The following is a 24,283-nucleotide window of genomic DNA, read 5'->3' as shown; positions in this document are numbered from 1 at the left end:
GCGATGATCGGTGATACCACGCAAAGAGGGTCATCCTCGTTTGTCAGTTGCACGATTGGCCTCTAAAGAAGGCTGAGCCGGCGTGCGAGCCGCCAAGGAAACCAATCCTTCGTGCTTGCGCCGGCGGGCTAGGGATCATCCCACTTGGCCCGTGAGACCAGGCACGACGCCTCAAGTAAAGCTTCTGCCGCTGAAGTGTCCACCTCTTCCAAGGCAACGAGGTCTGATATCAGTTCGGAGCGCCGAACTGTGATTCTGCCGTGTCCGGTAGCCACAGCTCGCTCACCCAGTCTGGAAACGAAATCGACCATCCGTAGGGGCGTCACTCCATACTCAGCAACGAAAGCCGCATCGAATTCTGGATTCCTCCGACGCTCACATTCAGCGTCATCGATCTGCTCTGGCACCTCATAAAGGGCATCATAGCCCTCAGCCGCAGCGTCGAATTGATTGCTGGAAAGAGCGACCATGAAGGGCTCGTGGATGCGCCACGGCCTCGCCAAGTATCTCTTCGGACAGACCTGCGGAATAGATATCCGCGGTATCGAAGAAATTGATGCCGGCCTCGACGCTCATGTCGATCTGGCGGCGGGCGCCCGCAAGATCGGTGGCGCCGGTCTTGGCGAAGTTGCCGGCACCGCCGAAGGTCATGGTGCCAAGCGTCAGGGTCGAAATCTTCAGGCCCGAGCGGCCAAGAAGGCGATACTCCATGGTAGTGTCCTTGGGAAGGTGAAGGAAATCCTGAGAAGGGCCGCAATTGTCAGATCACAGCTTCCGCGCGAAGGCGGTCGGTTCTGTCGGCAGCCCAGTGCGCTTGTTCGAGCCAGATCGAAGCCGAGTACCTGACCGTCCTGCTTGCGGGGGATGCCGTCGATCAGCACCATCCGCAGGTCTGCGGGTCGCGCCGCGCGGACGATCGCCGTCACCGGATCGCTTGCGCCGCGCAGGTTGAGGGAGCGGGCGTCGATCATCTGTAGATCGGCGCGCTTGCCCATCTCTAGCGTGCCGACATCCTTCAACCCAAGCGCCAGTGCCCCGTCGCGCGTTGCCCAGGGCAGGATCGTGGCGTCGTCCACGACCTGCTGCGTCTCCGCCATGCCGGCGGCCAGGTCGGCCGCGACTCGCATGACGGCGAACATGTCGATCTGCCCGGCAAGCACGACATTGTCGGACGACAGCCCCATGCGCACGCCCGCTGCGGCCATCGCAGCGACAGGTGGCACCCCATAGCCGACCGCAAGTTCGGTCCAGGGGCTGATCGACAGCGGCGCGCGCGCCTGCGCCAAGTCGAGCAAACTGGACTGCCGACGCATGGGTCGCGTGGACCAGCATCGTGTCGGGGCCCACTAGGCCTGCGTCGGCAAGCCTATCGATCGCGGCGCCTGCTGCCGCCTTTCGGTCCGAGGCGATGTGCGTGGTGAGCGGCAGACCGAGCTGGCGCGACGTCGCCCATTCCCGCCGCCACACGGCGTCATCGGAACGATCCGGCCCGCGCAGGCACGTTCCCAACGAAATTCGGGCAGTGCCCCCGCGCCGGGCCATGTCCGCTAGATGGGCAAGGTCCATCATTTTGTCGGGGGTCAGTGCCTGCGGGTGGCCATAGGCGAACCGCCCACGCATGCCGCTGGCGACCATCGCCGCCCATTCGGCCTCGGCATGTGCAGGGCTGATGATGTTGTGCGCCCAGTTGTGGATGGTTGTGATCCCGCTGTCGATCGCCTGCGCAGCCGCTAGCGTAACGCCCAACGCATTATCTTCCGGCTTAAAAAGCGGCGACACTGCTTTCATCGTCGGCGCAAAGCCGCCCTTGGCGCTGTGGGAGAGACCGCGCAGCATCGCGTTCCACATATGGAAATGCGTATCGACGAAGCCGGGCAATATAATTTGCCCGGTGCCGTCGATCTCGCGCGTGCCGATCGACACCTGAAGCGCGGTGCCAAGCCGGAGGATGATGCCGCCCTCGATCAGGAGATCAGAGCCGGCCATAGGCTTCGCGCCGGCCTCCATCGTCAGAATGGTGGCATTGCGGATCACCAGCGACCGAGAGGTGCGCGGCTGGGCGAACGCACGGGCAGGCGCCAGTGCGCTCGCTGCCAACCCTGTGCATAATGCGCGTCGCGACAGTCTCATGGCTTTGCCCGCACCAGCCCGATCCTGCCGCCCGCATCATCGGTTACGATCAGTTCGCCAAGGGCGTTGGTCGGGATGCTGACCGGGCGTCCGTTTACCAGTCCATCCGCGCGGCTCTGGAGAAAACCGGTCAGGAACGGTCTCTGCTCTATTTCCACAACCTCGAACCTGGCAGGCGCGGTCGGTTTTACATCCTGTGGCCAGCCGGTCACAACCAGATAGTTCATGGCCTTGTGGCCGGGATCCGGCGCCGGAAGCGACGTGTCCTGTGCGGCGAGCAGGCTCGCAGGACTGGCCAGAGCGGTGACAAGAGCGATGGCTTTCAGGCAGTGCATTGGCGATCCTTTTCAATCACGCATCGACGGGCGCATTGGCTTCGATAAGACGCTCGCGTTTCAGCGCGGCCCAGAAGGCCGGCGGCACGGTAGCGCGGATCGACGCCGCGTTCTGAGAAGCCTGCGTCGCCGAGCGAGCGCCGGGGATGATGGCCGATACCGTGGGGTTGGCGATCGCGAAATGGAGCGCCGCCGTGCGCAGATCGGTGCCATGTTCTTGCGCCAGCGCGGCAATCCGCGCGCGCTTGGCCCGCATGTCGGGCGGCACCTTGCTATAGTTGAAGCGCTCGCCGCCGGCGAGGAACCCGTCATTGAGGGGCGCGCCCACCACGATCGATGCGCCGCGCTTCGCCGCGACCGGCATCAACTGATTCAAGGCGTCGGCATGCTTGACGATCGAATATTGCGTGGCGGACAGGATGATGTCGGGATCGGCAACCTCAAACGCGCGCAGCGCCGGAGGGAGTGTGTTGACGCCCAGGCCCCAGGCCTTGATCAAACCCTCCTCGCGCATGCGGGTGAGTTCCGGGAAGGCACCCTTGCGCGCCTGCTCGAAATAGTCGGTCCAGCGCTCGCCCATATCGGCATTGTCGGGCGACAGGTCGTGGACGAACACCACATCCAGCCGCGACATGCCCATACGCTGCAGGCTTTGCTCGATGGAGCGGCGTATGCCGTCTGCACTATAGTCATATTCGTGGCGCATTGGCGGGACCATGGCCCAATTGCCCACCTTCTTGCCGACCACCCCCGCATCGGGGACCAAGACGCGGCCGACCTTGGTCGACAGGGTGTACTCGCCCCGCGGCTTGTCGTCGAAGAAGGTGCCGAACCGTCGCTCGGAGAGGCCGAGCCCGTACCAGGGTGAGGTGTCGAAATAGCGTACACCTTCGTCCCAGGCGGCCTGGAGTGCGCCCGCCGCCTGATCGGCCGGCGTGGCGAAGTGGTTGCTGCCGACCTGTGTGCCGCCCATGCCCAGCCGGCCCTTGGGCCGGAAGCGACTGGCGCCGGGGTTCTGCGGCAGCGGTGCTGGCGCAGCTGCGCCAGCCCGCCCGGTTGCGGACAGCATTGCGGCGGCACCGGCCGCTCCGGCCAGGAAAGACCTGCGGTCGTTCATATCATTCCTTCATCATGAGTGTGGATGAGTGCGACGACCATTGTTGCCGGAATTCTCCGGTCCCGTGTTGTCGCGACTCTGGAAGCTGACGAAACGTCAGGGGAAGAGGTTCAGGTCCGCAGCCTCGTGCCGCGCCGACCGGAGTTCGGCCTCCATGAAATCGACCAGTGCCCGAACCCGGCGAGGCTGATGCGCGCGCATGGGATAGATGGTCTGAAGCTGGCGCGGCGTGCCCCACCAATCGGGCAGCACGCGGACCAGACGGCCAGCGCGAATATCCTCTATCACATCCCAGCTGGCCTTCATCGCAATGCCGCCGCCTGCCAGTGCGACCGCATGGATCACCTCGCCATCGATGCTCGACGCTGCAGGTGTGATGGCGGCTTCCACCCGCTCCAGTCCGCGATACAGGGTCCAGTTGCGCGTGATGGGATCGCCTACCGGGAGCGTTGCATGGTCCACGAGCTGTGAAGGCGATGAGGGATTGCCCCTTGACGCGAGATAGTCGGGCGAGGCGACCAGCAACAAGGCATCGGGCGCGATTGTCCGCGTAATCAGCCTGCCATCGCCGAGCGGCGCCTGGCGAAAGGCCACGTCGATCTTGTCCGCGACCAGGTCCAGGATGCGGTCGGAGGTGATCACCTGCACGACGATGCCGGGATGCAGTGCGGCAAACCTTGGCAGGCGCGGGGCGATGTGGCGCTTTGCAAAAGCTGCCGTGGCCGTCACCCGGACAACGCCGCGAAGCGTCCCCGATACGTTCAGTTCCTCGGCATCCTCGACGGCAAGTATGACGGCCCGTGCAGCTTCGGCGAATTGCTCGCCCTCCGCCGTCAGCGACAGCCGTCGCGTTGTCCGGTTGACCAGCCTGATATTCAGGCTCGACTCTACGCGTTTGAGGCGCTTCGACAGCGCCGTCAGGGATATATTCTGATCGCGAGCCGCTTCCGACAGGCTGCCACTGCGCGCGATGGCCTCGATGATGCGAAAATCGTCGATACTGTCCAGGCGCGTCATTATTGCCGAGTAGGCCGTAATGAGGCGAGCGGCAATCCATCCGTTGTCGCATCATGCCTGCGATCGATCAGCGGAACTGGGCGGCGGTTTCCACCGCAAGCGCCTGTTCGGTCGGATCGGTATCGCCGCTGACGCCGACCGATCCGACGACCGCAGCGCGCTGTTTCAACGGCACGCCACCCACGGCCGGCAAGATTTCGGGAATGAAGCCGATCCCAAGATTCTGATCGCGTGCCATTTTATAAAAATCGTTCGTCTGAATATTGAACCGTGCCGCGGACCGGGCCTTGGCCAATGCGGCATCGGCGCAACCCGAATAGGCGCCCTGCATTCGCTCGAACGCGAGCAGATGGCCGTCGGCGTCGGCGATAGCCACGCAAATCCGCATATTCTGCGCCGCGGCGCGTGCCGTAGCCCACTCGACAAGGCGACGCGCCTCTGCTGTGCTTACATTGGGCTGGTTCACAACAGACTGGGCCGAAAGCGACGTCGACGCGGCGATCATCAACATCGTCATTGCACCATGTGAGACGCGAAACATGCTATGGTCTTCCGGCGGTGAGTGGTTGCCGGATAAATGTCAGGGGCACGTGCCTGGATCCACGCCCAATGCGGTAAGCACATTTGCTTATCAGGCAACAGTTCCGCATTTCCGTCAGAATGAGCTGGTCTTTGAGGAAATGCGTTCGGTGTAGCGCAGGCACCAAATGCCCGGATATGAAAATCGTTGAAGGAAACGCTGCTCGCGCTAGCTTTCCACGAATGCTCTCTTCCGACCAATATCGCCTCTTCGTCCGCGTCGCGACCAGTACAAGTTTCGCCGAGGCTGCCCGCCAGCTTGATGTGTCGCCCGCGGCCATCACCCGGCGCATCGCGGCGATCGAACAGTCGCTCGGTGTCAGGTTACTCAGCCGCACAACGCGAGCCGTTCGCCTGACGGATGACGGCACGTTGTTTCTCGCGCGGGCGCGTGAGATCGTACAACTGATGGACGAGGCCGAAGACGAGCTTCGCTGTCGAACCGGCAGTCCTTCCGGTTCATTGACGATCGCTGCGCCGCTTTCATTTGGCCGACGACATATCGCGCCGGTAGCTGCCGAATTTGCCCGGCTGTTCCCCGATGTCGGGATCCGGTTGTCCTTGTCGGATGTCAGCGACGATCTTGCATTGGGTGAGTTCGATCTGGCGATCCGCGTCGGTGCACCCGACAAAGGCGATTACATTGCGCGTCGGATATTGTCGGCACGTCGCATTGTGTGCGCGTCGCCCGGCTATCTCGCACAATTTGGCCGACCGGACTTGCCCGCTGATCTCGCCGCGCATCGCTGCCTCGCCGTAATCCGTGACGACGTGCCGCTCGACCGTTGGATGTTTCAGTGCGGCGGGGTGATGGAGACCGTTCGCGTGCCTGCCGCGCTTAGCAGCAATAGCGGGGAAGTTGTGCAGGCCTGGGCTGAGGCAGGCCTGGGGATAGCATTGAAGACCGAGTGGGACGTGCAGGACGCGATCGCAGACGGACGTCTCGTAGAGTTGCTTGGCGACCATTGCGTGGATCGCGCCGACATCTTTGCGGTCTATCGAGATCGGCGCAACATGCCGCAGCGGACGCGGTCGTTCCTCGATTTCCTGACAGACGCGCTAGCGGCTATTCAGCGCGATTTCCCACAAAGCATCAATGCTGCATTGCGATAAGCGCAATAGACTTTCCCCAATAGCGTTCGTTCAGCCCGTAACGACCGGACAGGTTGTATGGGAGCATCCAGAATGTCGAGCGACGAACGCGCCGGGATCGGCACGCGATGATCAATTTTGTGGGGCCAAGCGAGGTCGACACCGGTGTCGTACGCGATGGTTCGGTGACCTTCCCGCCGTGGCGCTCTCCTGCAGATCTGCCCGGGGCTCCGCCCCCACTGCCGCGCCCGGTGGAACAGCGGCTGGGTGTCGCTGTCATCGGGCTCGGTCGGCTGGCCTTGGAGGAATATCTTCCGGCGATCGCGGCGTCTGGGACCGTGCGACTTGCAGGACTGATCTCAGGGACGCCAGACAAACTTAAGCTGATCGCTGATCATTACGATATCGCGCTTGGGCAACGTTACGACTATGAAGATTTCGACCGCATCGTCGACGATCCATCAATCGACGCTGTCATCGTCGCGCTGCCCAACGCAATGCATCATTCAGTTGTCGAGCGCGCTGCGCAGGCCGGAAAGCACATATTGTGCGAGAAGCCGATGGCCATGGATGCAGCGGAGGCTGCTGCGATGTCCGCCGCCTGCGCCGCGGCGAACGTCATGCTGATGATCGCCTACCGCATTCATTACGAACCGTACCACCGGCGACTGCGTGCGATGGTCGCAGCAAGGCGTTTCGGACGGCTGGTCGGCATGACGCTGACCAACGTGCAGACGGTGGCCGCGGATGGAGACCGCCAGTGGCGTCATAAGGCGGCCATGGCGGGCGGCGGAGCCTTGCCCGATATCGGCCTCTATCTCGTCAACACCGCCTGCCACCTGACCGGCGAGACGCCCGATCTCGTCTGGGCGACGACGCACAGCCCGTCCGACGATGCGCGCTTTGCCGAAGTGGAGGAGACCGTCGCCTTCACGCTGCGCTTTCCCTCGGGCTGCGTCGCGCAATGTCTGACCAGCTATGGCGCGCGCGAGGACAAGCATGCGCGGCTGAACTTCGCGACCGCCACTGTCGATGTCGCCAATGCCTACGCCTATACCGGCCAGCGGATGACGATCATCGCACGCGAGGGCGATCACACCAGCCGCAATGAGATCGTCCTGCCACCGGTGAACCAGTTCGCCGCGGAGATCGAGCATTTCGCGCGCTGCATCGCCGAGGGTGTCGCGCCCGACACGCCCGGCGCAATGGGCGAACGTGATCACCGGCTGATGGCCGCCATCTATCGTAGCGCCGCAACCGGCGCACCCGTCCGACCGGAGATCATGTGATGCAGATCGGCCTCATCCTGTTCGCGCTCGTCGCAGGCATACTCAACACCATCCAGACCGGCGCGAACACGCAGCTGAGCAAGGCGCTGGGCGCGCCGGCCTGGGCGCTGACGATCATCGGCGCGGCGACCTTTGCGAGCGGGCTAGCGGCCGTCGCCGTGACAGGCGCGCGCTGGGTTGACGGCGGGCCGGCGCAGGTGCCGTGGTGGGGCTGGATCGGCGGCGTGCTGGGGGCGGTGTACATCGCCGCGAACCTGTTGGTCGCCGACAAGCTTGGGGCGGCGCTGTTCATGGGCGTTACGGTAACGGCGGCTGTAGTCGTCAGCCTCGCTATGGACCATTTCGGGCTGCTCGGCTTCGAGATGCACCGCGCCGGGATCGGCCGCATGGCCGGCGGCGCGCTGATGATCGCAGGCCTGGGCCTGATCGCGAAATTCTGATGCCGCACAGCAAGCTCATCGCGGACTATGCGCTGATCGGCGACACCCGCACTACCGCGCTGGTCGCCAGCGACGGTCGGATCGACTGGCTGTGCTGGCCGCGTCACGACAGCCCTGCGCTGCTGCTGCGTCTGCTGGACGAGGCGAACGGCGGTTGCGCCGCGATCGCCTTCGACGGGCTCGCGCCGCAGTCTCGCGCCTATCGCGGCGACAGTACCATACTCGACACGCAATTCGCCGGGCCTGCGGGAACGGCACGGCTGACCGACGTGATGCCGGTCCACCCGCCCGAAACCCACACCGACGATGGCCCGGACGGCGATGCGCAGGGGCGGCTGATCCGGCTCGTCACCGCGAGAAGCGGGCGCGTGGCGGGACGCTTCACGCTGTACGCGACGCCAGACTATGGGCGCGGCACTTTCGCAGCCGATGCGATCGCGCGCGGATGGCGGCTGCGTTGTGGTGAGTGCGTGATCGACGTCACCGCCTCGCATGCGATCGATCTGGTGGACGGCATGCTCATTATCGCCTTTGACCTTGGCACGGGCGACTGCGCTTGGCTGGCGATGACTTTGGTCGGTGCGGACCTGCGCGCCGTTGTCCACACCGATGAGGATGTGCGCCGCGACATCCACCGCACCGAGCGCTATTGGAAACAGTGGTCCGCCGGCATCCGCTATGACGGTGCCTATCGCGCGGCGGTGGTGCGCAGCGCGCTGACGCTGAAGCTGCTGACCTATGCGCCGACCGGCGCGATCGTTGCGGCAGCGACCACCAGCCTGCCCGAGGCGGTGCCGGGCAACCGCAATTTCGACTATCGCTACAGCTGGGTGCGCGACGCGAGCTTCACCGTTACCGCCTTCTGCAACCTGGGGCTGGAACGCGAGGCGCGTGAATATCTCCGCTTCCTGCTCGATGCCGACGCCAGCGATGCGAAACATCTGCGCCTGCTCCACGGCATCGATGGCCCGGTGCCGGAAGAAGTGGAACTGCCGCATCTGCCCGGCTGGAACGGCATCGGCCCGGTCCGCATCGGCAATGCTGCGGACGGGCAGCAGCAGCACGACATCTATGGCGAGTTCATGGTGGCGCTGCACGCATGGCTGGAGGCGGTGGACTATGATCCGCCCGCATGGATCGCCGGCCGCCTGCCCGCGCTGATCGAGACGCTGGCGGACCATGCGGTGCGCTGCCGCGACGTGGCCGATCGCGGCATCTGGGAATTGCGCTCGCCGCCGCAGCATCTCCAGCATTCCAAGGCGCTGCTATGGGTGGCGCTCGACCGCGCGGCGAAGACGGCAGAGCATCTCGGCGGGTTCACACCGGAGCGCATCGCGGCATGGCGCACTGTCGCCGAAGACCTGCGCTGTGAATATGAGCATGACGCCTGGGACGAAGCGCGCGGCGCGTGGATGCAGGCCTATGGCTCCGACGTGCTCGACGCCGCGGTGCTGCGCACGGTGCTGTTCGGTGCGCTCGATCCGATGGATCCGCGCACCCGCTCGACGCTGCGTGCGGTGGAGCGTGAGCTGAGCGAGGGCGACCTGACCTATCGCTACAGAATGCCCGACGATGGGCTGGAGGGGGAGGAGGCGACTTTCACAGCCTGCGCCTTCTGGCGCGTCGGCGTGATGGCGCTGGCCGGCGAGACGGCGGCGGCGAAGGCGATGTTCGAACGGCTGCTGGCGCGCGGCAACGACGTGGGCCTGTTCGCTGAGGAGATTGACGCGGCGACCGGTGAACAGCGCGGCAACGTGCCGCAGGGTTTCACGCACATGTGCGTCATCAACCACGCGGTGCGGCTGGAGCAGGCGATTGCCCACTTCGGCTTGACGGGTAATGGGGAGCGATCGGTGATGGTGGTCGCAGAATGAGACTGCGCCTATGTGTACCGGCGCTTCTGGCGATCGCCCTTGGTGGTTGCGGCGGCAAGGAGAAGCCCGCGCCGCCGTCGCCACGGGTCGGCCGGCCCGAGCATCGGCGCGGCGACGTCGCGCAGCGGTACGTCGTTCCCGGTCGGCCCGCTCCTCAACTGGACCTTCGCCAACATCATCATCGCCCGCGCGCTTATAGCACAAGCAGAAGCGGGTCTCCTCGACGTCGAGCAGGTGCTGATCGCCGCGCAGAACGACCTCGCCGCCTCCGATGCGCAGTTGCTTGATCGCGGGGTGAGCCTGTTCAAGGCGCTCGGCGGCGGGTGGGCCTCAGACCTCAAGGCGGCCGAGATTGATGACCGGTTCAGGCCGGATGGCAAACAATGAACCATGTATATGGAGATACGATATGAACGACCTTGAAGCATCTCGCCGTGCCGTTCTGGGCGGGGCAGCATTAGGGCTGGCCGCAGTGGCGGCACCAACGGCAGCAGCAGGGCAAGCTGTCGGCGGAGCTGGCCCGGCCCTGCGCGATCCCCGAACCAAATATCGGACCGAACCCTTCCCGGAACAGCGTCAGCCTTGGCCTGCCTTGACCGGCAAGATGGACCCCCGTCCCGATCATGGGGAGAAAAGCTACCGCGGGAGTGGCAAGCTGGAGGGGCGGCGCGCCCTGATCACGGGCGGCGACAGCGGCATCGGTCGTGCTGTCGCGATCGCCTTCGCGCGTGAAGGCGCGGACGTGGCGATCAACTATTATCCCAGCGAAGAGCCTGATGCGCGGGAGGTGAAGCAACTGATCGAACAGGCGGGGCGTAAAGCAATCCTGCTGCCGGCCGATATCCGCACCCAGAGCGCCTGCGAGCAGACAGTAAAGAAGGCGATCGCTGCGCTTGGCGGTCTTGACCTCCTCGTCAATAATGCAGCCTATCAGCAGAACCGGGAAGACATACTGGAAATCTCCGACGAGCAGTTCGTCCGCACGTACGAAACCAACATCTTCCACGTCTTCCGCTTCAGCAAAGCTGCGATTCCGGCGCTGCCGCCCGGCGCGGTGATCCTAAACACGATCTCGCGCAACGCCTACGATCCGGGCGAAGATCTGATCGATTATGCCTCGACCAAGGCTGCGATCCTCAACCTCACCAAGGGCATGGCAAAGCAACTCGCCAAGAAGGGTATTCGCGTCAACGCCGTGGCGCCGGGACCGATCTGGACGCCATTGCAGGTGGCCGGTGGACAATTACCCGGTACGATGAAGGAGTTTGGCAAGGAGACGCCGCTCGGACGCGCCGGTCAGCCGGCTGAACTGGCGTCGCTGTACGTCGCTTTAGCCTCCGATGAAGCGAGCTACTCGACTGGCACCGTGGTGGGCGCAGGCGGCGGCAAGGGCGATCCATGATAAGACCGCCGGGTCCGATCACGCGCTTGATAAACCATCATAACGCTGGGCAGACGACCTAACGGACCGCGTCAGGCAAAGGGAGGATTGCCAGGCCTTTCGATCCGAGCCATGGCCTCGCGGCCGGTTTCGAAATATTCGTCCCGGTATCCGCCACGCGCCCATATCCTTGCCGAGGCCGTGTCGAACAGTCCTTCACGTAGATGGTCCTGCCGGATATGTACGCCCACGACCTGACCAGTGACAGTCCACCGTTCCAGCGGAAGGCCATCAAGCTGCATCACCTGTCGTATCTCGATGACTTTGCATTCCATGGCTACCGGACTGGAAGCGACGCGGGGTGCTCGGACGGATCGGCACGCGCCCTTTTCCAGGCCGGCGAGCGCGAACTCGTCCACTGTGGCGTCGACCAGCGCCGCCGATTGGTTCATCGCGTGGATCAGGTCACCTGAGACCATATTCCATACAAATTCTTCGGTCGCTTGCGCGTTGGCGACGCTATCTTTCCAGCCATCACTCACGAACATTAAAATGGGCGGCCTGTCGCTGATCGGTGCAAAGAAGGAATAGGGTGCCAGGTTGGCGACCCCATCCTTGTCCAGCGTTGAAATCCAGCCGATCGGGCGCGGCGCAATGATCGCCTTGAACGGATCGTGCGGCAGGCCGTGACCATCGGCAGGATCGTAGAAATGCATGTGCGCCCCGACCATTAACAACCCTCCTAGAACAGTGCGTAAATAGTGGCAGAAAGCGACAGCGCATCCTTGAAATCGCCGATCGCTGCCGGATTCTTGATATAGGCTGCCGCTGGCGTGAAATAGACGCCCTTGGACAGGTGATAGGAGTAGCTGCCGGTCACCGACAGCTGATAATCATTGGCGTGCAGCCCGTTCGCCTGGCTGGCGCGCCGGCCATCGGGCGAGAATTTGCTATAGCCCAGCCGCAGCGCTGCCGAGTCCGAGGCCCGCCCGGCAAAGGGCGCGATCTGATAGACGCGCGCTTCATAGGTCTGGGTAATGCGATTGACATTATCAGGCGCCCAGAACGCGCTGCCGCCAACGTAGAAGCCCCGGCCGGGGCGTGTCTGGTCCGGCTGGGTCATCTGAAAATCCGCCGCGGCATAGACGGATTTGTTCGATGTCTTTCCGGTGCCGTCGAAGCGCGTGTAATGGGAGTCGTTGTAGAAGCCGCCCGCACGCACCCAGATCTGTTTGCCATCGGCGCTGGCCGCGCGCCGCACACCGATTTCCCCGATATACATCGGCCCGGCATCCTTCATCTTGAAGGCGATGTTGGGGCCGTTATGTTGTAACTCGTACGGCGTGCCCGCCGGCGCGGTACTCCGCTGGATGGCGGTTTTCACATAGCCGCCCTTCTTGAAATGAAAGGTCATGACGGCTGCGGGGGTCGGCGCGGGGTCGGCGCTCAGCCCCGCCTGGATCGGAATGAGGCCAGTGACGCCCGAAGCAAGCACGGGGCTGCCGCCGGCATAGAAGCCGACAAATTCATAATAAAGCGGCATAATGCCGAATTTGAGTTCGACCCTGCCGCCGGCAAAGCGCTGATACCAGGCGAGGTTGCGGAAGCCCACGGTGTTCGGTCCGTTAGGGAAGAAGGTCGTCACCAGATAATTACCGCCAACGATGATCTTGGAATCGGACAGGCCGATCTGGTCAAGGCCGATCGTGGCGATGATGTTGAGCGATTGGGTCTGCACGGTGGGCCGCTGTCCGTTATAGCGCTGCGGCGATCGGGGCTGTCCCGTGTCGAGCGGATTATAGACGCCGACGAACCCGAGCCGTCCCTGCAGGCCGATGTCGCGGTCCGCCAGCCAGGTGCGGAAACCGCCGGTGTCGCCCAGCACGGAGTCCGCCGACCCGGGAAAGTTAGTGGTCAAGCCCGGTTCCGTCAGCGCATCGAACCGCTTGAACCTGGCGGCCATCGCCTGCGCGTCGGCAACGGGCGGCGCAGCTGGCGATGGTGCCGGCTCGGCGACGGCCACAGGCGCCTGTGGCTGCGGCTCGGTCTGGATTGGCTGCGCGGTGATAACAGGGTTCTGCTGGGCGAAGGCGGGCGCCGTTGCGCTCAGAACGACGAGACCTGCGGACATAAGGCGCGCGCGACGACGGGCCCGCGAACGTGCGAGAAACATATTCCTGCTCCTAATCATGGTCCGACCGTCGCCTTTGGACGATGCGGACGTGTATCATCGACGCGTCAATTGGATCGCTTTGCCGTGAGACGGATCGCCATCAGACCGCCGCAACCTACGAGCAGAGCAGTAAAGACGAGCCCGCCAAGATAACTGCCGGTCAGTTGCTTCGCCTCGCCCATGAGAACGGGGGCGAAGAAGCCGGCAAGACTGCCAATCATGTTGATGAGTGCGATGGCCGCCGCTGCGCTCTTGCCATGCCGCAGGAAGGTCGGGACATATTGCCAAAAAGGTCCCATCGCCATGTAGGCGCCGGCAGCCGCGATCATCAGCGCAACAGTTTTGCCGAACGGCCCGGCGATCAAGCCTGCCGCGACGAAGCCCGCCGCCGAACACAGCATAGGCACGACGACATGCCAACGGCGCTCGTTTGTCCGATCTGAGTGCCAGCTCCAGGCCAGCATGCCCACCAGCGCAGTGAGGAACGGCAACGCAGAGATGAAGCCATTTTGCAAATGGGTGGCGCCGAATTCCGCGACCATCTGGGGCAGGAAAAAGACGATGCCATAGCTGCCGGCGATGAGGCCGAGGTTGACGACCGCCATCTGCCACATGCGCGGGTTGGTGAGCGCTTCGCCGACCGGGCCGTGGCTGCCGTCCGACGGCGGACCGCTTTCGCGCGCCAGCAACGCGATCAGCGTCTTTTTCTCGCTCTCATCCAACCAGGTCGCGTCCTCGGGCTTGTCCGTCAGCACATATAGGCAGGCGATGCCGAGCAGCACGGCTGGCATACCCTCTATGATGAACAGCCATTGCCACCCGTGCATGCCGGCAATGCCGTCCATGTAGAGAAGGCTCGCCGAGATCGGCGCGCCGATGATCATTGAGATCGGGATGGCGGCCAGGAACCAGCCGAAGACGCGCGCGCGGTAAGCAGCGGGGAACCAGAAGGCGAGGTAGAAGATGATGCCTGGAAAGAAGCCCGCTTCGGCGATGCCGAGCAGTACGCGCATGACATACAGGCTGTTAGCCCCCGTCACGAACGCCATGCAGACGGCCAAAATACCCCAGCTGATCATGATCCGTGCGATCCAGCGGCGGGGACCGAACCGCACCTGCAACAGGTTCGATGGTAACTCGCACAATATATAGCCCAGGAAGAAGATGCCGGCTGCAAAACCAAACTGAGCTGAACTCAGCTGAAGCGTGTCCATCATCGTCAGCGCGGCCACACTGAGATTGCTGCGGTCTAGATAGGCTACGATGTAGCACAGGACGATGAAGGGCAGAACGCGCCAGGCCACCTTACTGACGACTGCGGCTTCGCGCTTTTCCTGTTCGGTCAATTCTGCGGGTATTGCCGATACGGCTGCAACGCTATTCATAGCATCACCACCTTGCAGGCGCACGTCTTTGCGCCGGCAAACCTCTCGTAAGCCATCCTAGTCTCCATGAACAATCCGATGATCGTTTGCCGCAGTTAGGTCTGCGATCTTCCTTGTGCACATATTGCCATTTGTGTTGATATAGTCAACAGTCAAACGATCATGCGAGCTGCCTTTCGAGCAGAAAATCGGCACAGCGTTCGCCGATCATGATCGTGGGAGCATTGGTATTTCCGCTGATCAGTTCGGGCATGATGGAGATGTCGGCGATCCGCAGCCGCGGTACGCCATGGACGCGCAGTTTCGGATCGACCACCGCCATGTCGTCCTTGCCCATTTTACAGGTGCAGGACGGATGATAGACTGTCTTGGCGACCTTGCGGGCGTGATGTTCCAGGTCGGCGTCGGAAATATAGTCGTCCGCCGACGGCAGGATTTCCCGATCCACCATGGCGGCGAGTGCAGGTGCGCGCAGGATGCGCCGTGAGAGTTTCAACCCGCGCAACAATGTCTCTACATCCTCTCGCGTAGTGAGGTTGTTGGCGACGATCTTCGCCTGATCGTTGGGATCTGCGCTACGCAGTTTCACTGTGCCGCGCGATGTCGGCCGCAATATGCAGGGATTTATGGTGATGCCATGTCCCGGCGGCGGCTCGCGGTCGAAATCGCCGACCAGCCGTGGCGTGACATGGATCTGGATGTCCGGCCGCCCGCTGCCCGTGGTATCGACGAAAGCTCCGCTTTCGATCACGTTGGACGTGAGCAAACCCGTGCGCGACAGGATATATTGCAGGCCGTGCCGCGCCGCCTTGATACCTTTGTCCGCGCCCAGCAGGCTGATGGGATGTCTCGTCTGGCCATAGACGGAGGCGGTGATATGATCCTGAAAATTTTCGCCGACGCCGGGCAGGTGTCGGATCGCGCGGATCCCATGCTCGGCCAGCTCGCCTTCATGACCGATGCCGGACAGTTGAAGCAGCTTGGGGGTACCTATGCCGCCTGCGGCAAGGATGCACTCTTCCCGGATCAGCGCCTGATAGACCTGACCGGCCTTGTCGCGATAGGCGACGCCGGAGACGGCCCCATTTTCGAACAGCAGATGATCGAGGCTCGCTTCGGTGCGGATGGTGAGCAGCGGATTGCCGCGCACCGACTTGAGGTAGGTCGCCGCCGTCGATCCGCGCCGGCCATCATGGGTCGTGGTCTGGAAGAATCCGGCGCCGTCCTGACGTTCTCCGTTGAAATCGTCGGAAAACGGCACGCCCGCCTGCTGTGCCGCCCGGATGAACGCATAGCTGAGCGGGTGGTGATAGGGCAGGTCGGATACGTGTAGCAAACCATCATTGCCATGATAGGGACCGGCCAGCCGCTGGTTGTTTTCCGCACGTTTGAAGATGGGGAGCACGTCGTCATAGCTCCAGCCATCGCAGCCGAGCGCGGCCCAATTGTCATAGTCCTGCCGCTGACCACGGATGTAGATCATGGCGTTGACCGAGGAGCTTCCGCCCAGCGTGCGACCCTGGGGCACATACATCTGCCGGCCCAGGATGCTGTCTTCGGCTTCCGTCTTGTACATCCATGTCCGCTTGGTCCCGATGACACGGATGAAGGTAGCCGGCATATGGATGAAAGGGGTATTGTCTGCCGGTCCCGCTTCCAGCAACAGTACGCTCTTGCCGGCCGCGACCAGGCGTTGCGTCACTACGCAGCCGCCCGATCCGCCACCAACCACGATATAATCATATGTTTTTGTCATCACGCTCTCCTTGATCCCTTTTTATTTTTTTCCGTGGGGATCAGGCGTTGGCCTGGGTGACATATTTGGCGACAAGATAGGGCTCCAGCGCGTCGGCGCCGCCCTCGGTCCCATAGCCGCTTTCTTTGACCCCCCCGAAGGGCACTTCGGGGAAGGCGAGGCCGATATGGTTGATCGACATCATGCCACTCTCGACATCCTGCGCCAGCTTGTGGGCAGTCGACTGCGACTTAGTGAAGCCATAGGCCGACAGGCCGAACGGTAGGCGGTTCGCTTCGATGATCGCGTCCTCATAGCTCTGGAAGCGGTTGATGACGGCGACCGGCCCGAATGGCTCCTCGCTCATGATGCGTGCCTCCAGCGGAACGTCGACCAGCACCGATGGCTCGAAGAAATTGCCCCGGTTCCCGATGCGGCTGCCGCCGGTCAGCAGCTTGCCGCCACGATCTACCGCATCCTTGATGAGCGCTTCCATCGCGGTCACGCGGCGCGCATTGGCGAGCGGGCCCATCTGCGTGCCCTCTGCCATGCCGTCGCCGACCTTGACGCCCTTGGCGAAATCAACGAACTGCGAGACAAACGGATCGAACACGCCGTCCTGGACCAGGAAGCGCGTGGGCGAGGTGCAAACCTGCCCCGCATTGCGATATTTGAACCCCGCCATGAAGGTGACGGCGCCGGTCACATCGGCATCGTCGAACACCAGCACGGGCGCGTGCCCGCCCAGTTCCATCGTCGCGCGCTTCATATGCTGACCGGCGATCCCGGCGAGCTGCTTGCCCACCGGCGTCGATCCGGTGAAGGACATCTTGCGGATCACCGGATGCGGGATGAGATAAGAGGAAATCTCGGCCGGATCGCCATAGACGAGGTTCAGCACACCCGCCGGGAGGCCTGCATCGGCGAAAGCACGAACCATTTCCGCGCAAGCGGCGGGGGTTTCCTCCGGTCCTTTGACGATGATCGAGCAGCCGGATGCAAGCGCGGCGGAAATCTTGCGCACCGCCTGGTTGATCGGGAAATTCCAGGGGGTAAAGGCCGCGACCGGACCGACCGGCTCCTTGATGACCATCTGGTACACGCCGGGCAGGCGCGACGGGATGATGCGGCCATAGGCACGGCGGCCTTCTTCCGCGAACCAGTCAACCATGTCGGCAGCCGACATCGCTTCCATCTTGGCTTCCGGGAAGGGCTTTCCTTGTTCCAGCGTCATCAACCGGCCCGCCGTGTCGGCGCGCTCACGCATCAGCTGAGCGGCCTTGCGCATGATGCCGCACCGTTCGAAGGCGGACATCTTGCGCCAAACAGCAAAGCCCTTTTCAGCCGCTTCCAGCGCGCGGTCGAGGTCGGCGATCGTCGCCTTCGCCAGGCCGCCGATACGTTCGCCGGTTGCCGGATTGACGACGTCGATCTCGGCGGAACCCGTCCAGGCGCCGTCTATGAAAAGCTGAGTGTCAGTATAGGTCATGGGAAACTTCCGTTCAGCGGGTGGCGGTCAGAACCGCGTCCCTGGGTTCAGAAACAGCGTCGGAGCCGGGCAATCCGGCGCGGACGGCGAGATATCCGGCGGCGATCCGGCGGACGATGTCACCGGCGGGTTCCAAAGCGCGGACCAGGCCGACAGATTGCCCGGCCTCCACCTTTCCGTGCGCGACGTCACCGTCAAATGCCGCCATCTTGAGCGTGGAGGCGGCGAACATCGCCTTACGCTCGTCCATCGGCATGGCCATGGTTTCGGCCGCCAGCATGGCTTCGGCGAAATCATTGGTCAGCGTACGGATCATGCCCATGCCCCGCCCGACCGTGCGGGTGTCGGTGGTGGCGGCAGCCAGAACCGCCGCCTTGTAGGCGGAGTGCAGATTGGCTTCCGGCGTCGCCATGAATCGGGTCCCGAAATTGGCCGCGCTTGCGCCCAGAGACAGCGCGGCGGCCAGTCCGGCCCCGTCGGCAAAGCCGCCCGACGCGACGATCGGGATCGCCCCGTCAAGAGCCTGCGCCACCGCGCGCGTCACCACCAGCGTGGACACCAGATCGGCTGGTGGATGGCCGCCGGCCTCGCCACCGACGACGATCAGGCCGTCCACGCCAGCTGATGCGGCTTTCAGCGCATGTTCCTCGCTGGCGACCACGTGCAGGCAGATCGTGCCCACGGCCCGGAACCGGTCGAGATATTTTTTGGGGCCGCCCTGCGATGCGATCAGGATCGGCACGCGCTTGGCCTCCAGCAGGTCGAGCACTTCCTCGGCACCCTGCCGGTAAAGCGGCATGTTGACCGCGAAGGGCTTGTCCGTGCCAGCGCGCACTTCGTCGATCGCTTCGGCCAATGCGGGCAGCCGCATGGGTCCTGCCGCGATGACGCCCAGACCACCCGCACGCGAGACGGCGAGCGGCAGGGCGGCGTTGGACGACGCCCAGGACATGCCGGCCTGAAGGATCGGCAAATCGATGCCGAGCAGCCGGGTGATGGCGGTCTCGATCCTCATGCGTCCATCCCCAGCAGCTTGCGCGCATGGGCGGCGAGCGGCTTTTTCTGCACCTTGGAACTGGCGGTCATGCCGATCGCCTCGAAATCGGGGACGAACCAGATGTGGCGCGGCACCTTGAACCCGGCCATGTGCGCCTTGCACCAGTCGATCACTGCTTCGCCATCGGTCGCCATACCCTCATTGGGGATCACGAAGGCGCCGATCACTTCCATCAAGCGTGGGTCGGGCACGCCGATGACGGCCGCCTGACGCACGGCCGGGTGACGGTGCAATATGTCCTCGATCTCGGCGGGCGCGACATTCTCGCCCCCGACACGCACGATATCCTTGGCCCTGCCCAGAAATTGCAGGCGGCCGTCGCAATCCAGCCGCCCCAGATCGCCGGTGGAGAGCCAGCCTGTTTCGCTCAGCACCTCGGCAGTCGCCTCGGGCTTGTCGAAATAGCCGGCCATGACATTCCATCCGCGCACGACGATCTCGCCGTCCTGCCCGGTAGGCAGATCCGTGCCGTCAGGTCCGACGATACGGACCTCGACGCCCGGCTGCGGGCGCATCTGCGCCGCCACCCGCACCGCTTCGGGCTCCCACCACGCAGACTGGGCAATGTTGGGCGATGCTTCCGAGAGGCCATAGCCGACAACGGCCTCCACCGCGCCCAGCTCATCGATGATCCGCCGCATCACCGCGGGAGACGCGGCTGCCCACGCCCCGCGCAGGCAGAGTTTGCGGTCGGGCAGTGTCGGGTCGTTCAGCAGCATCAGCGCCATGGTGTCATTGCCGGAGAAATGCGTGCACCGCTCCGCCTCCATCAGGGCCAACGCCTTGTCGCCTTCGAACCGGTCCATCGTGACCAGCGTCACCATATGTTGCAGCGCCGACAGTATCGACAGGGTGCTACCGGCCACATGGAAGAAGGGGCGCGCGCTGTGATAGCGATCGCCGATGCGCAACCCCATGCGTCCGCCGGAAAACCAGGCATTTGCCAGCATGCTGCGCTGGCGCAGCATCACGCCCTTCGGGAAGGACGTCGTTCCCGACGTATATTGCATCAGCAAGATATCATCAGGATGGCAGTCGGGCGCTGCCGGCTGCGTTCCGCCCTCAAGAAAGTCCTCGAACGACATGCCCGTGCTCGGCACATCATTACCTAATACTACGAGTGTATGCAGATCTGGCAAAGCCGGGTCGGGCAATGCCACATCGATGTCCGGACAACTTTCCCGCAGCATTTCGATGAAATCGATCCGTAGGAAACGGTCGGCCATGAACAACATGGTGACCCGCGACTGGCGGAGCGCATAGGCCATTTCCTCGGCCCGGAAGCGGGTGTTGATCGGCACCGTAATTGCCCCGATCGTGCCTGACGCCAGAAATAGGGTGTGGAACGCGATGCGATTGCCAATGCACAGCCCGACATGATCCCCTTTCTTCACGCCAGCGGCCACCAGTGCGGCGCGGATGCGTGCCACCTCCTCGGCGACCTGCGCGAAGGTCAAGCGCCCGTCGGCTGCCACGATCGCCTCGACGTCGGGTGCGGTCGCGGAAGCGCGCATTATCGCTGCATCGATCGTCAGCGGACAGATCGTCAAAAGCTCCATGCTCGTCATTCTCCGTTCGGCTTTACGGACTGGGCAAAGCGCTCGATGCCCGCTTTCCAGCCGCCGTCCGCCAAATTGCGCTCTATCTGCGCCATTTCGATGCGGATGCCCGTGCTCAGCGCGACTTCTTCGCTCAGGTCAATCGCCTGCTTGGTCAGCGCCATTGCGAGCGGCGGCGCTTTCACGATGTCAGCTGCGACGATTGCCGCCTCCGCTGCCACATCACCGACCAGCCGGGCCACAAGACCCAGCGCATAGGCCTCCTCCGCCGACATCTTGCGCCCGGTGAACAGCAATTCCTTGGCGCGCCGCTTGCCGATCACGCGCTGTAGTCGCTGGGTCGCGCCGACCGTGCCCCATTGCGGTTCAGGAAAGCGGAAATTGGCCTGGAAGGAGGCAAGAATGAAGTCGCAGGCCATCGCGATCTCGCCACCCGACCCCACGACCGGCCCGTCCACCACGGCGACGACCGGCTTGCTGCATTTCTCGATTGCCTCATAGGCGGCGAAGGACGCAATCCGGCGCGATCGGACCCAGCGTTCATCCTTGCCCTGCCGCTCCTTGAGATCGGCGCCCGCGCAGAATACCGGGCCGTCAGCGTCGACCAGCACAACCCGCACATCGGGATCGGCGTCGAACTCCTCGAAGGCTTCGCGAAGCGCGACGCACATCGGCAGGTTGAGGGCATTGCGCGCGGCGGCGCGGTTCAGTGTCAGCCGTGCGATACCGTCGTGCTGGGAAAACAGGATTGGCATATCGGTCATTGCGCCGCCACTCCCCTTTGGTCCGTGCCAAGGATTTCGGCATTGTCAGCCCCCAGCATAGGGGGCACGCCAATTTCGGGATTATCGAAACCTACGAAGCGAAGCGGATTGCGCAGCGCGGGAAAGCGTCCTTCGATCGGGTGGTCGAAATGACCCACCATCTCCCGATCGACGATATGGGGATCAGACAATATCTCGCGAATACTGTTCACTTCGCCTGCCGGAATGCCACTGGCGCGCAAGACCTCCGCGATGTCGGCCCGCTCATGCTGAGCAAAGGCCGCCCGCAATTCGCCCATCACTGCATCGCGATTTGCGACGCGCGCGGCGTTAGTCGACATGCGCGGATCGTCGATCAAGGCGTCAAGGCCTAAGGCACGGCAGACCGGCGCCCAATGCTGGTCAGACCCGCTTATGTGGATCCAGCGGCCATCGCGGCACTGAAACGCTGCCGACGGAACGCGGCCGGGATGTTCGGTGCCGACCCGTTGCGGATCTTCGTCCAGTGCGAACAGGCGCGCGGCAGAAATCGTCAACAGGCTGGTCTGCACGTCCATCATCGACAGATCGACATGCGTGCCCTTCCCCGACGCCGCCCGGCCGACGAGGCCGGTCAAAATCGCGATGGCAATCCACAGTCCCGACGTCAGGTCCGCGAAGGGCAGTCCCACCTTGGCCGGCGGGCCGTCGGGATGGCCGGTCAGATTCATGACGCCAGACAGCGCCTGAAATATCGTGTCATAACCCTTGCGATCGCGATAGGGACCGGTCTGGCCGAAGCCGGTGTTCGACACGAAGATGAGGCGCGGGTTGATCGCGGAAAGGCTTGCATAGTCAAGGCCATGCTTGGCCATCTCGCCTGGCAGGAAATTTTCGACGACGATGTCGGCGGTGGACGCAAGTTCCCGCGCGGCAGCGCGCCCCGTGTCGGACTTAAGGTCGATCGTTACCGAGCGCTTGCCCCGGTTGAGAGCGAAGAAATAGGCGCTCTCGCCACCGGGCAGGCGCGGTTCGAAGACGCGGGATTCGTCGCCGGCGCCAGGGCGCTCGATCTTGATGACTTCCGCGCCCATTTCAGCAAGAATCTGGGTCGAAAAAGGCCCCGCAAGCACACGCGAGAAATCGAGAATGCGAATACCATCGAGCGGCTTCATTTGCGGAAACTCCGCATCAGGGCGTTAACGTCGCGACCGGCCGCCATCGCCTGTTCATATGGGAGATCCGCGACGCGGTAGAACAGCGATTTGGACGCTGCCATGGCAAGCGGACTGGCCTTTACCCAGGCCTCGGCGATTTCGATCGCAGTATCGACAACGGCATCAGGTTCGACCAGCCGGTTCGCAATTCCCAGCGCGAACAGCTCTTCGCCCGTCAGCAAACGGCCGGTGCTGAACAGCTCAAACGCCAGCTTGCGACCGATCGCCCGCTGCATGCCCGTCATGACCAGCGCGGGCACGATCGAGTGTTTGAGTTCGGGATAGCCGAATTTCACGTCGGTCGCTGCAACCATCATATCGCACCCGACGGCAAGGCCGGCGCCACCGCCAACGGCCGGTCCACGGACAGCGGCTACGACCGGCTTGCCGATCTTCTGCATGATGGACTGGCTGCGCGACGTCAGGTCGGCGCGCTTGACCACGCGATCTTGCTGATCGGGCGTCAGATCCTTGAACTCGGTAAGATCCGCCCCGGAACAGAAGCCGCGCCCTTCCCCGGTCAGCACTATGGCGCGCACGTCGCTATCGGCCTCCGCGGTAGCCAGCGCGTCCAGAAGCGCCTGGGTTAGCGGCGTGTTGAGCGCGTTCAACTGTTCGGGGCGGTTCATCCGCAGGATGCGGATCGGTCCGCGATCCTCGGTGAGAAGAACGTCGTTATGCATGGGCTATTTCCTTCATGCGCAGCCCGAAACCTGAGCGCGCCACAAGAGAATGGAGTTCGCGGCCGATCAACCGCTCACAATATTGCGACGCGGCCAGCAGCGCGTCACGATCGATGCCGGTATCAACACCTTCGGCTTCCAGCAGGTTGACCAGGTCCTCTGTGGCCACGTTGCCGGTCAGCCCCTCGCCATATTGGATCTGCGCCGGATGGCCGCCGACGCCGCCGATTGAACTGTCGAAATGGGTGGCGCCGACTTCCAGCGCTGCCATGCAGTTGGCGATCCCGGACCCGCGCGTATTGTGGAAATGCGCAACCGGAATGACATTGGGAACCGCCGACGCCAGCTTGCGGAACAGCGTCTTGACTGATGAGGGGGTGGCATATCCGGTCGTGTCGCCAATCGTGACGAGCCGCACACCCAGGCAGGCGAAGCGTTCGACATCGGCAACGACGCTATCAGGATCGACATAGCCCTCGAACGGGCAGCCCAACGCCATGGAGATCACACCGACGAGCGTAAAGCGGCCATTGGCCGCTTCGGCCATGTCGGCGACATTGCGCCATTGCTGGTCGCGGGTGGTGCGCAGATTGCGTTCGGTATGCGCCTCGGTCGCGGAGACCAGCAAGCTTAATTCCTCGGCGCCATGCCCGGCGTCCTGATCGACAATGGCGCGGTCTATGGCACGAAGATTGGGACAAGTGGCCTTAAACCGCACGCCATCGCGCCGGGTTATTCCGGCCAGCACCGCACTGGCATCCTTAAAGGCCGGGACGCGCGCGGGGTGGCTGTAGCTGGTCGCTTCGATCCTGCGAAAACCGGCTTTGGCGAAAGCGTCGATCGCGGCAATCTTGCCCTCGGTGGGCACTTCGACCGTCTCATGCTGGAGACCGTCTCGCGCAAAACATTCGCAGATCACTAGGGGATCGGACATGCTTTCCCTCCACCACTCTATTCTGTTAGGTCAAGGGCTGAGATAGGACTATGT

24 protein-coding genes are annotated in these 24,283 nt (G+C 63.4%); 7 read left to right on the top strand and 17 right to left on the bottom strand.

Annotated elements, in window-relative coordinates; genetic code table 11:
* Window positions 1-429: 429 nt before the first annotated feature.
* Window positions 430-711, bottom strand: a complete 282-nt coding sequence (locus AC07UX_RS17130; protein ID WP_495193184.1) for an aldo/keto reductase — start codon at window positions 709-711, stop codon at window positions 430-432.
* Window positions 678-1,313: an amidohydrolase family protein gene (locus tag AC07UX_RS17125; protein WP_495193183.1), complete on the bottom strand. Its 636-nt coding sequence runs from the start codon at window positions 1,311-1,313 to the stop codon at window positions 678-680. The genes AC07UX_RS17130 and AC07UX_RS17125 overlap by 34 nt, the downstream gene beginning before the upstream one ends.
* A gap of 305 nt (window positions 1,314-1,618) precedes the next feature.
* Between AC07UX_RS17125 and AC07UX_RS17120 the strand changes: the two genes are divergently transcribed.
* Window positions 1,619-1,927, top strand: coding sequence for a hypothetical protein (locus AC07UX_RS17120; RefSeq protein WP_495193182.1), 309 nt, complete (start codon window positions 1,619-1,621; stop codon window positions 1,925-1,927).
* Window positions 1,928-2,126: 199 nt separating this feature from the next.
* Here AC07UX_RS17120 and AC07UX_RS17115 read toward each other — a convergent pair whose 3' ends face one another.
* The 4 genes from AC07UX_RS17115 to AC07UX_RS17100 all read right to left on the bottom strand — a co-directional run bounded on the left by AC07UX_RS17115 (window position 2,127) and on the right by AC07UX_RS17100 (window position 5,110).
* Window positions 2,127-2,465 (bottom strand): hypothetical protein, encoded by a 339-nt coding sequence (locus AC07UX_RS17115; RefSeq protein WP_495193181.1) that lies wholly within the window; start codon window positions 2,463-2,465, stop codon window positions 2,127-2,129.
* A gap of 16 nt (window positions 2,466-2,481) precedes the next feature.
* Entirely contained in the window at window positions 2,482-3,582 is a 1,101-nt protein-coding gene (locus AC07UX_RS17110; RefSeq protein ID WP_495193180.1) for an aldo/keto reductase, read from the bottom strand.
* Window positions 3,583-3,678: 96 nt separating this feature from the next.
* On the bottom strand, window positions 3,679-4,599 hold the full coding sequence (locus AC07UX_RS17105; RefSeq protein ID WP_495193179.1) for a LysR family transcriptional regulator: 921 nt from the start codon (window positions 4,597-4,599) through the stop codon (window positions 3,679-3,681).
* Between the two features lie 67 nt (window positions 4,600-4,666).
* Window positions 4,667-5,110, bottom strand: a complete 444-nt coding sequence (locus tag AC07UX_RS17100) for a GlcG/HbpS family heme-binding protein (protein ID WP_495193178.1) — start codon at window positions 5,108-5,110, stop codon at window positions 4,667-4,669.
* A gap of 206 nt (window positions 5,111-5,316) precedes the next feature.
* On the opposite strand from AC07UX_RS17100, the gene AC07UX_RS17095 reads away from it, so the two are divergent.
* The 6 genes from AC07UX_RS17095 (at window position 5,317) to AC07UX_RS17070 (ending at window position 11,275) form a co-directional block, all read left to right on the top strand.
* Entirely contained in the window at window positions 5,317-6,291 is a 975-nt protein-coding gene (locus AC07UX_RS17095) for a LysR substrate-binding domain-containing protein (protein WP_495193177.1), read from the top strand.
* 107 nt (window positions 6,292-6,398) lie between these two features.
* The gene (locus tag AC07UX_RS17090; protein ID WP_495193176.1) at window positions 6,399-7,559 is read left to right on the top strand and encodes a Gfo/Idh/MocA family protein; all 1,161 of its coding nucleotides are present in this window, start codon (window positions 6,399-6,401) and stop codon (window positions 7,557-7,559) included.
* Window positions 7,559-7,999 carry a DMT family transporter gene (locus AC07UX_RS17085; protein WP_495193175.1) on the top strand — a complete coding sequence of 147 codons (441 nt, stop codon included), beginning with the start codon at window positions 7,559-7,561 and terminating at the stop codon, window positions 7,997-7,999. The genes AC07UX_RS17090 and AC07UX_RS17085 overlap by 1 nt, the downstream gene beginning before the upstream one ends.
* Window positions 7,999-9,873 carry a glycoside hydrolase family 15 protein gene (locus tag AC07UX_RS17080; RefSeq protein WP_495193174.1) on the top strand — a complete coding sequence of 625 codons (1,875 nt, stop codon included), beginning with the start codon at window positions 7,999-8,001 and terminating at the stop codon, window positions 9,871-9,873. The genes AC07UX_RS17085 and AC07UX_RS17080 overlap by 1 nt, the downstream gene beginning before the upstream one ends.
* Before the next feature lie 12 nt (window positions 9,874-9,885).
* Window positions 9,886-10,260: a hypothetical protein gene (locus AC07UX_RS17075; RefSeq protein ID WP_495193173.1), complete on the top strand. Its 375-nt coding sequence runs from the start codon at window positions 9,886-9,888 to the stop codon at window positions 10,258-10,260.
* Window positions 10,261-10,282: 22 nt separating this feature from the next.
* Window positions 10,283-11,275: an SDR family oxidoreductase gene (locus tag AC07UX_RS17070; RefSeq protein ID WP_495193172.1), complete on the top strand. Its 993-nt coding sequence runs from the start codon at window positions 10,283-10,285 to the stop codon at window positions 11,273-11,275.
* A gap of 71 nt (window positions 11,276-11,346) precedes the next feature.
* Here the strand turns inward: AC07UX_RS17070 and AC07UX_RS17065 are convergent, their stop codons facing one another.
* From AC07UX_RS17065 to AC07UX_RS17015, 11 genes are all read right to left on the bottom strand, one after another.
* The gene (locus AC07UX_RS17065) at window positions 11,347-11,985 is read right to left on the bottom strand and encodes a flavin reductase family protein (RefSeq protein WP_495193171.1); all 639 of its coding nucleotides are present in this window, start codon (window positions 11,983-11,985) and stop codon (window positions 11,347-11,349) included.
* Window positions 11,986-11,996: 11 nt separating this feature from the next.
* Window positions 11,997-13,427, bottom strand: a complete 1,431-nt coding sequence (locus AC07UX_RS17060) for a carbohydrate porin (RefSeq protein WP_495193170.1) — start codon at window positions 13,425-13,427, stop codon at window positions 11,997-11,999.
* Window positions 13,428-13,492: 65 nt separating this feature from the next.
* Entirely contained in the window at window positions 13,493-14,812 is a 1,320-nt protein-coding gene (locus tag AC07UX_RS17055) for an MFS transporter (protein ID WP_495193169.1), read from the bottom strand.
* Window positions 14,813-14,972: 160 nt separating this feature from the next.
* Window positions 14,973-16,568 carry a GMC family oxidoreductase gene (locus AC07UX_RS17050; RefSeq protein WP_495193168.1) on the bottom strand — a complete coding sequence of 532 codons (1,596 nt, stop codon included), beginning with the start codon at window positions 16,566-16,568 and terminating at the stop codon, window positions 14,973-14,975.
* A 40-nt stretch (window positions 16,569-16,608) separates the two neighbouring features.
* Window positions 16,609-18,036 carry an NAD-dependent succinate-semialdehyde dehydrogenase gene (locus AC07UX_RS17045; protein ID WP_495193167.1) on the bottom strand — a complete coding sequence of 476 codons (1,428 nt, stop codon included), beginning with the start codon at window positions 18,034-18,036 and terminating at the stop codon, window positions 16,609-16,611.
* A 13-nt stretch (window positions 18,037-18,049) separates the two neighbouring features.
* On the bottom strand, window positions 18,050-19,051 hold the full coding sequence (locus tag AC07UX_RS17040) for an NAD(P)H-dependent flavin oxidoreductase (protein WP_495193166.1): 1,002 nt from the start codon (window positions 19,049-19,051) through the stop codon (window positions 18,050-18,052).
* On the bottom strand, window positions 19,048-20,607 hold the full coding sequence (locus tag AC07UX_RS17035) for a class I adenylate-forming enzyme family protein (protein ID WP_495193165.1): 1,560 nt from the start codon (window positions 20,605-20,607) through the stop codon (window positions 19,048-19,050). The genes AC07UX_RS17040 and AC07UX_RS17035 overlap by 4 nt, the downstream gene beginning before the upstream one ends.
* Before the next feature lie 50 nt (window positions 20,608-20,657).
* Window positions 20,658-21,416 carry an enoyl-CoA hydratase/isomerase family protein gene (locus AC07UX_RS17030; protein WP_495193164.1) on the bottom strand — a complete coding sequence of 253 codons (759 nt, stop codon included), beginning with the start codon at window positions 21,414-21,416 and terminating at the stop codon, window positions 20,658-20,660.
* Window positions 21,413-22,570, bottom strand: coding sequence for a CaiB/BaiF CoA transferase family protein (locus tag AC07UX_RS17025; RefSeq protein ID WP_495193163.1), 1,158 nt, complete (start codon window positions 22,568-22,570; stop codon window positions 21,413-21,415). The genes AC07UX_RS17030 and AC07UX_RS17025 overlap by 4 nt, the downstream gene beginning before the upstream one ends.
* A complete protein-coding gene (locus AC07UX_RS17020) occupies window positions 22,567-23,295 on the bottom strand; it encodes an enoyl-CoA hydratase/isomerase family protein (protein WP_495193162.1) in 729 nt (242 codons plus the stop codon). The genes AC07UX_RS17025 and AC07UX_RS17020 overlap by 4 nt, the downstream gene beginning before the upstream one ends.
* The gene (locus tag AC07UX_RS17015; RefSeq protein WP_495193161.1) at window positions 23,288-24,229 is read right to left on the bottom strand and encodes a hydroxymethylglutaryl-CoA lyase; all 942 of its coding nucleotides are present in this window, start codon (window positions 24,227-24,229) and stop codon (window positions 23,288-23,290) included. Before AC07UX_RS17015 ends, AC07UX_RS17020 begins: the two co-directional genes overlap by 8 nt.
* Window positions 24,230-24,283: the final 54 nt, after the last annotated feature.

This window comes from Sphingobium sp. GW821-FHT02B05, assembly GCF_059421905.1.
Note: the sequence above shows the minus strand (reverse complement) of the source record. Positions and strands in the feature narration are given on the sequence as shown.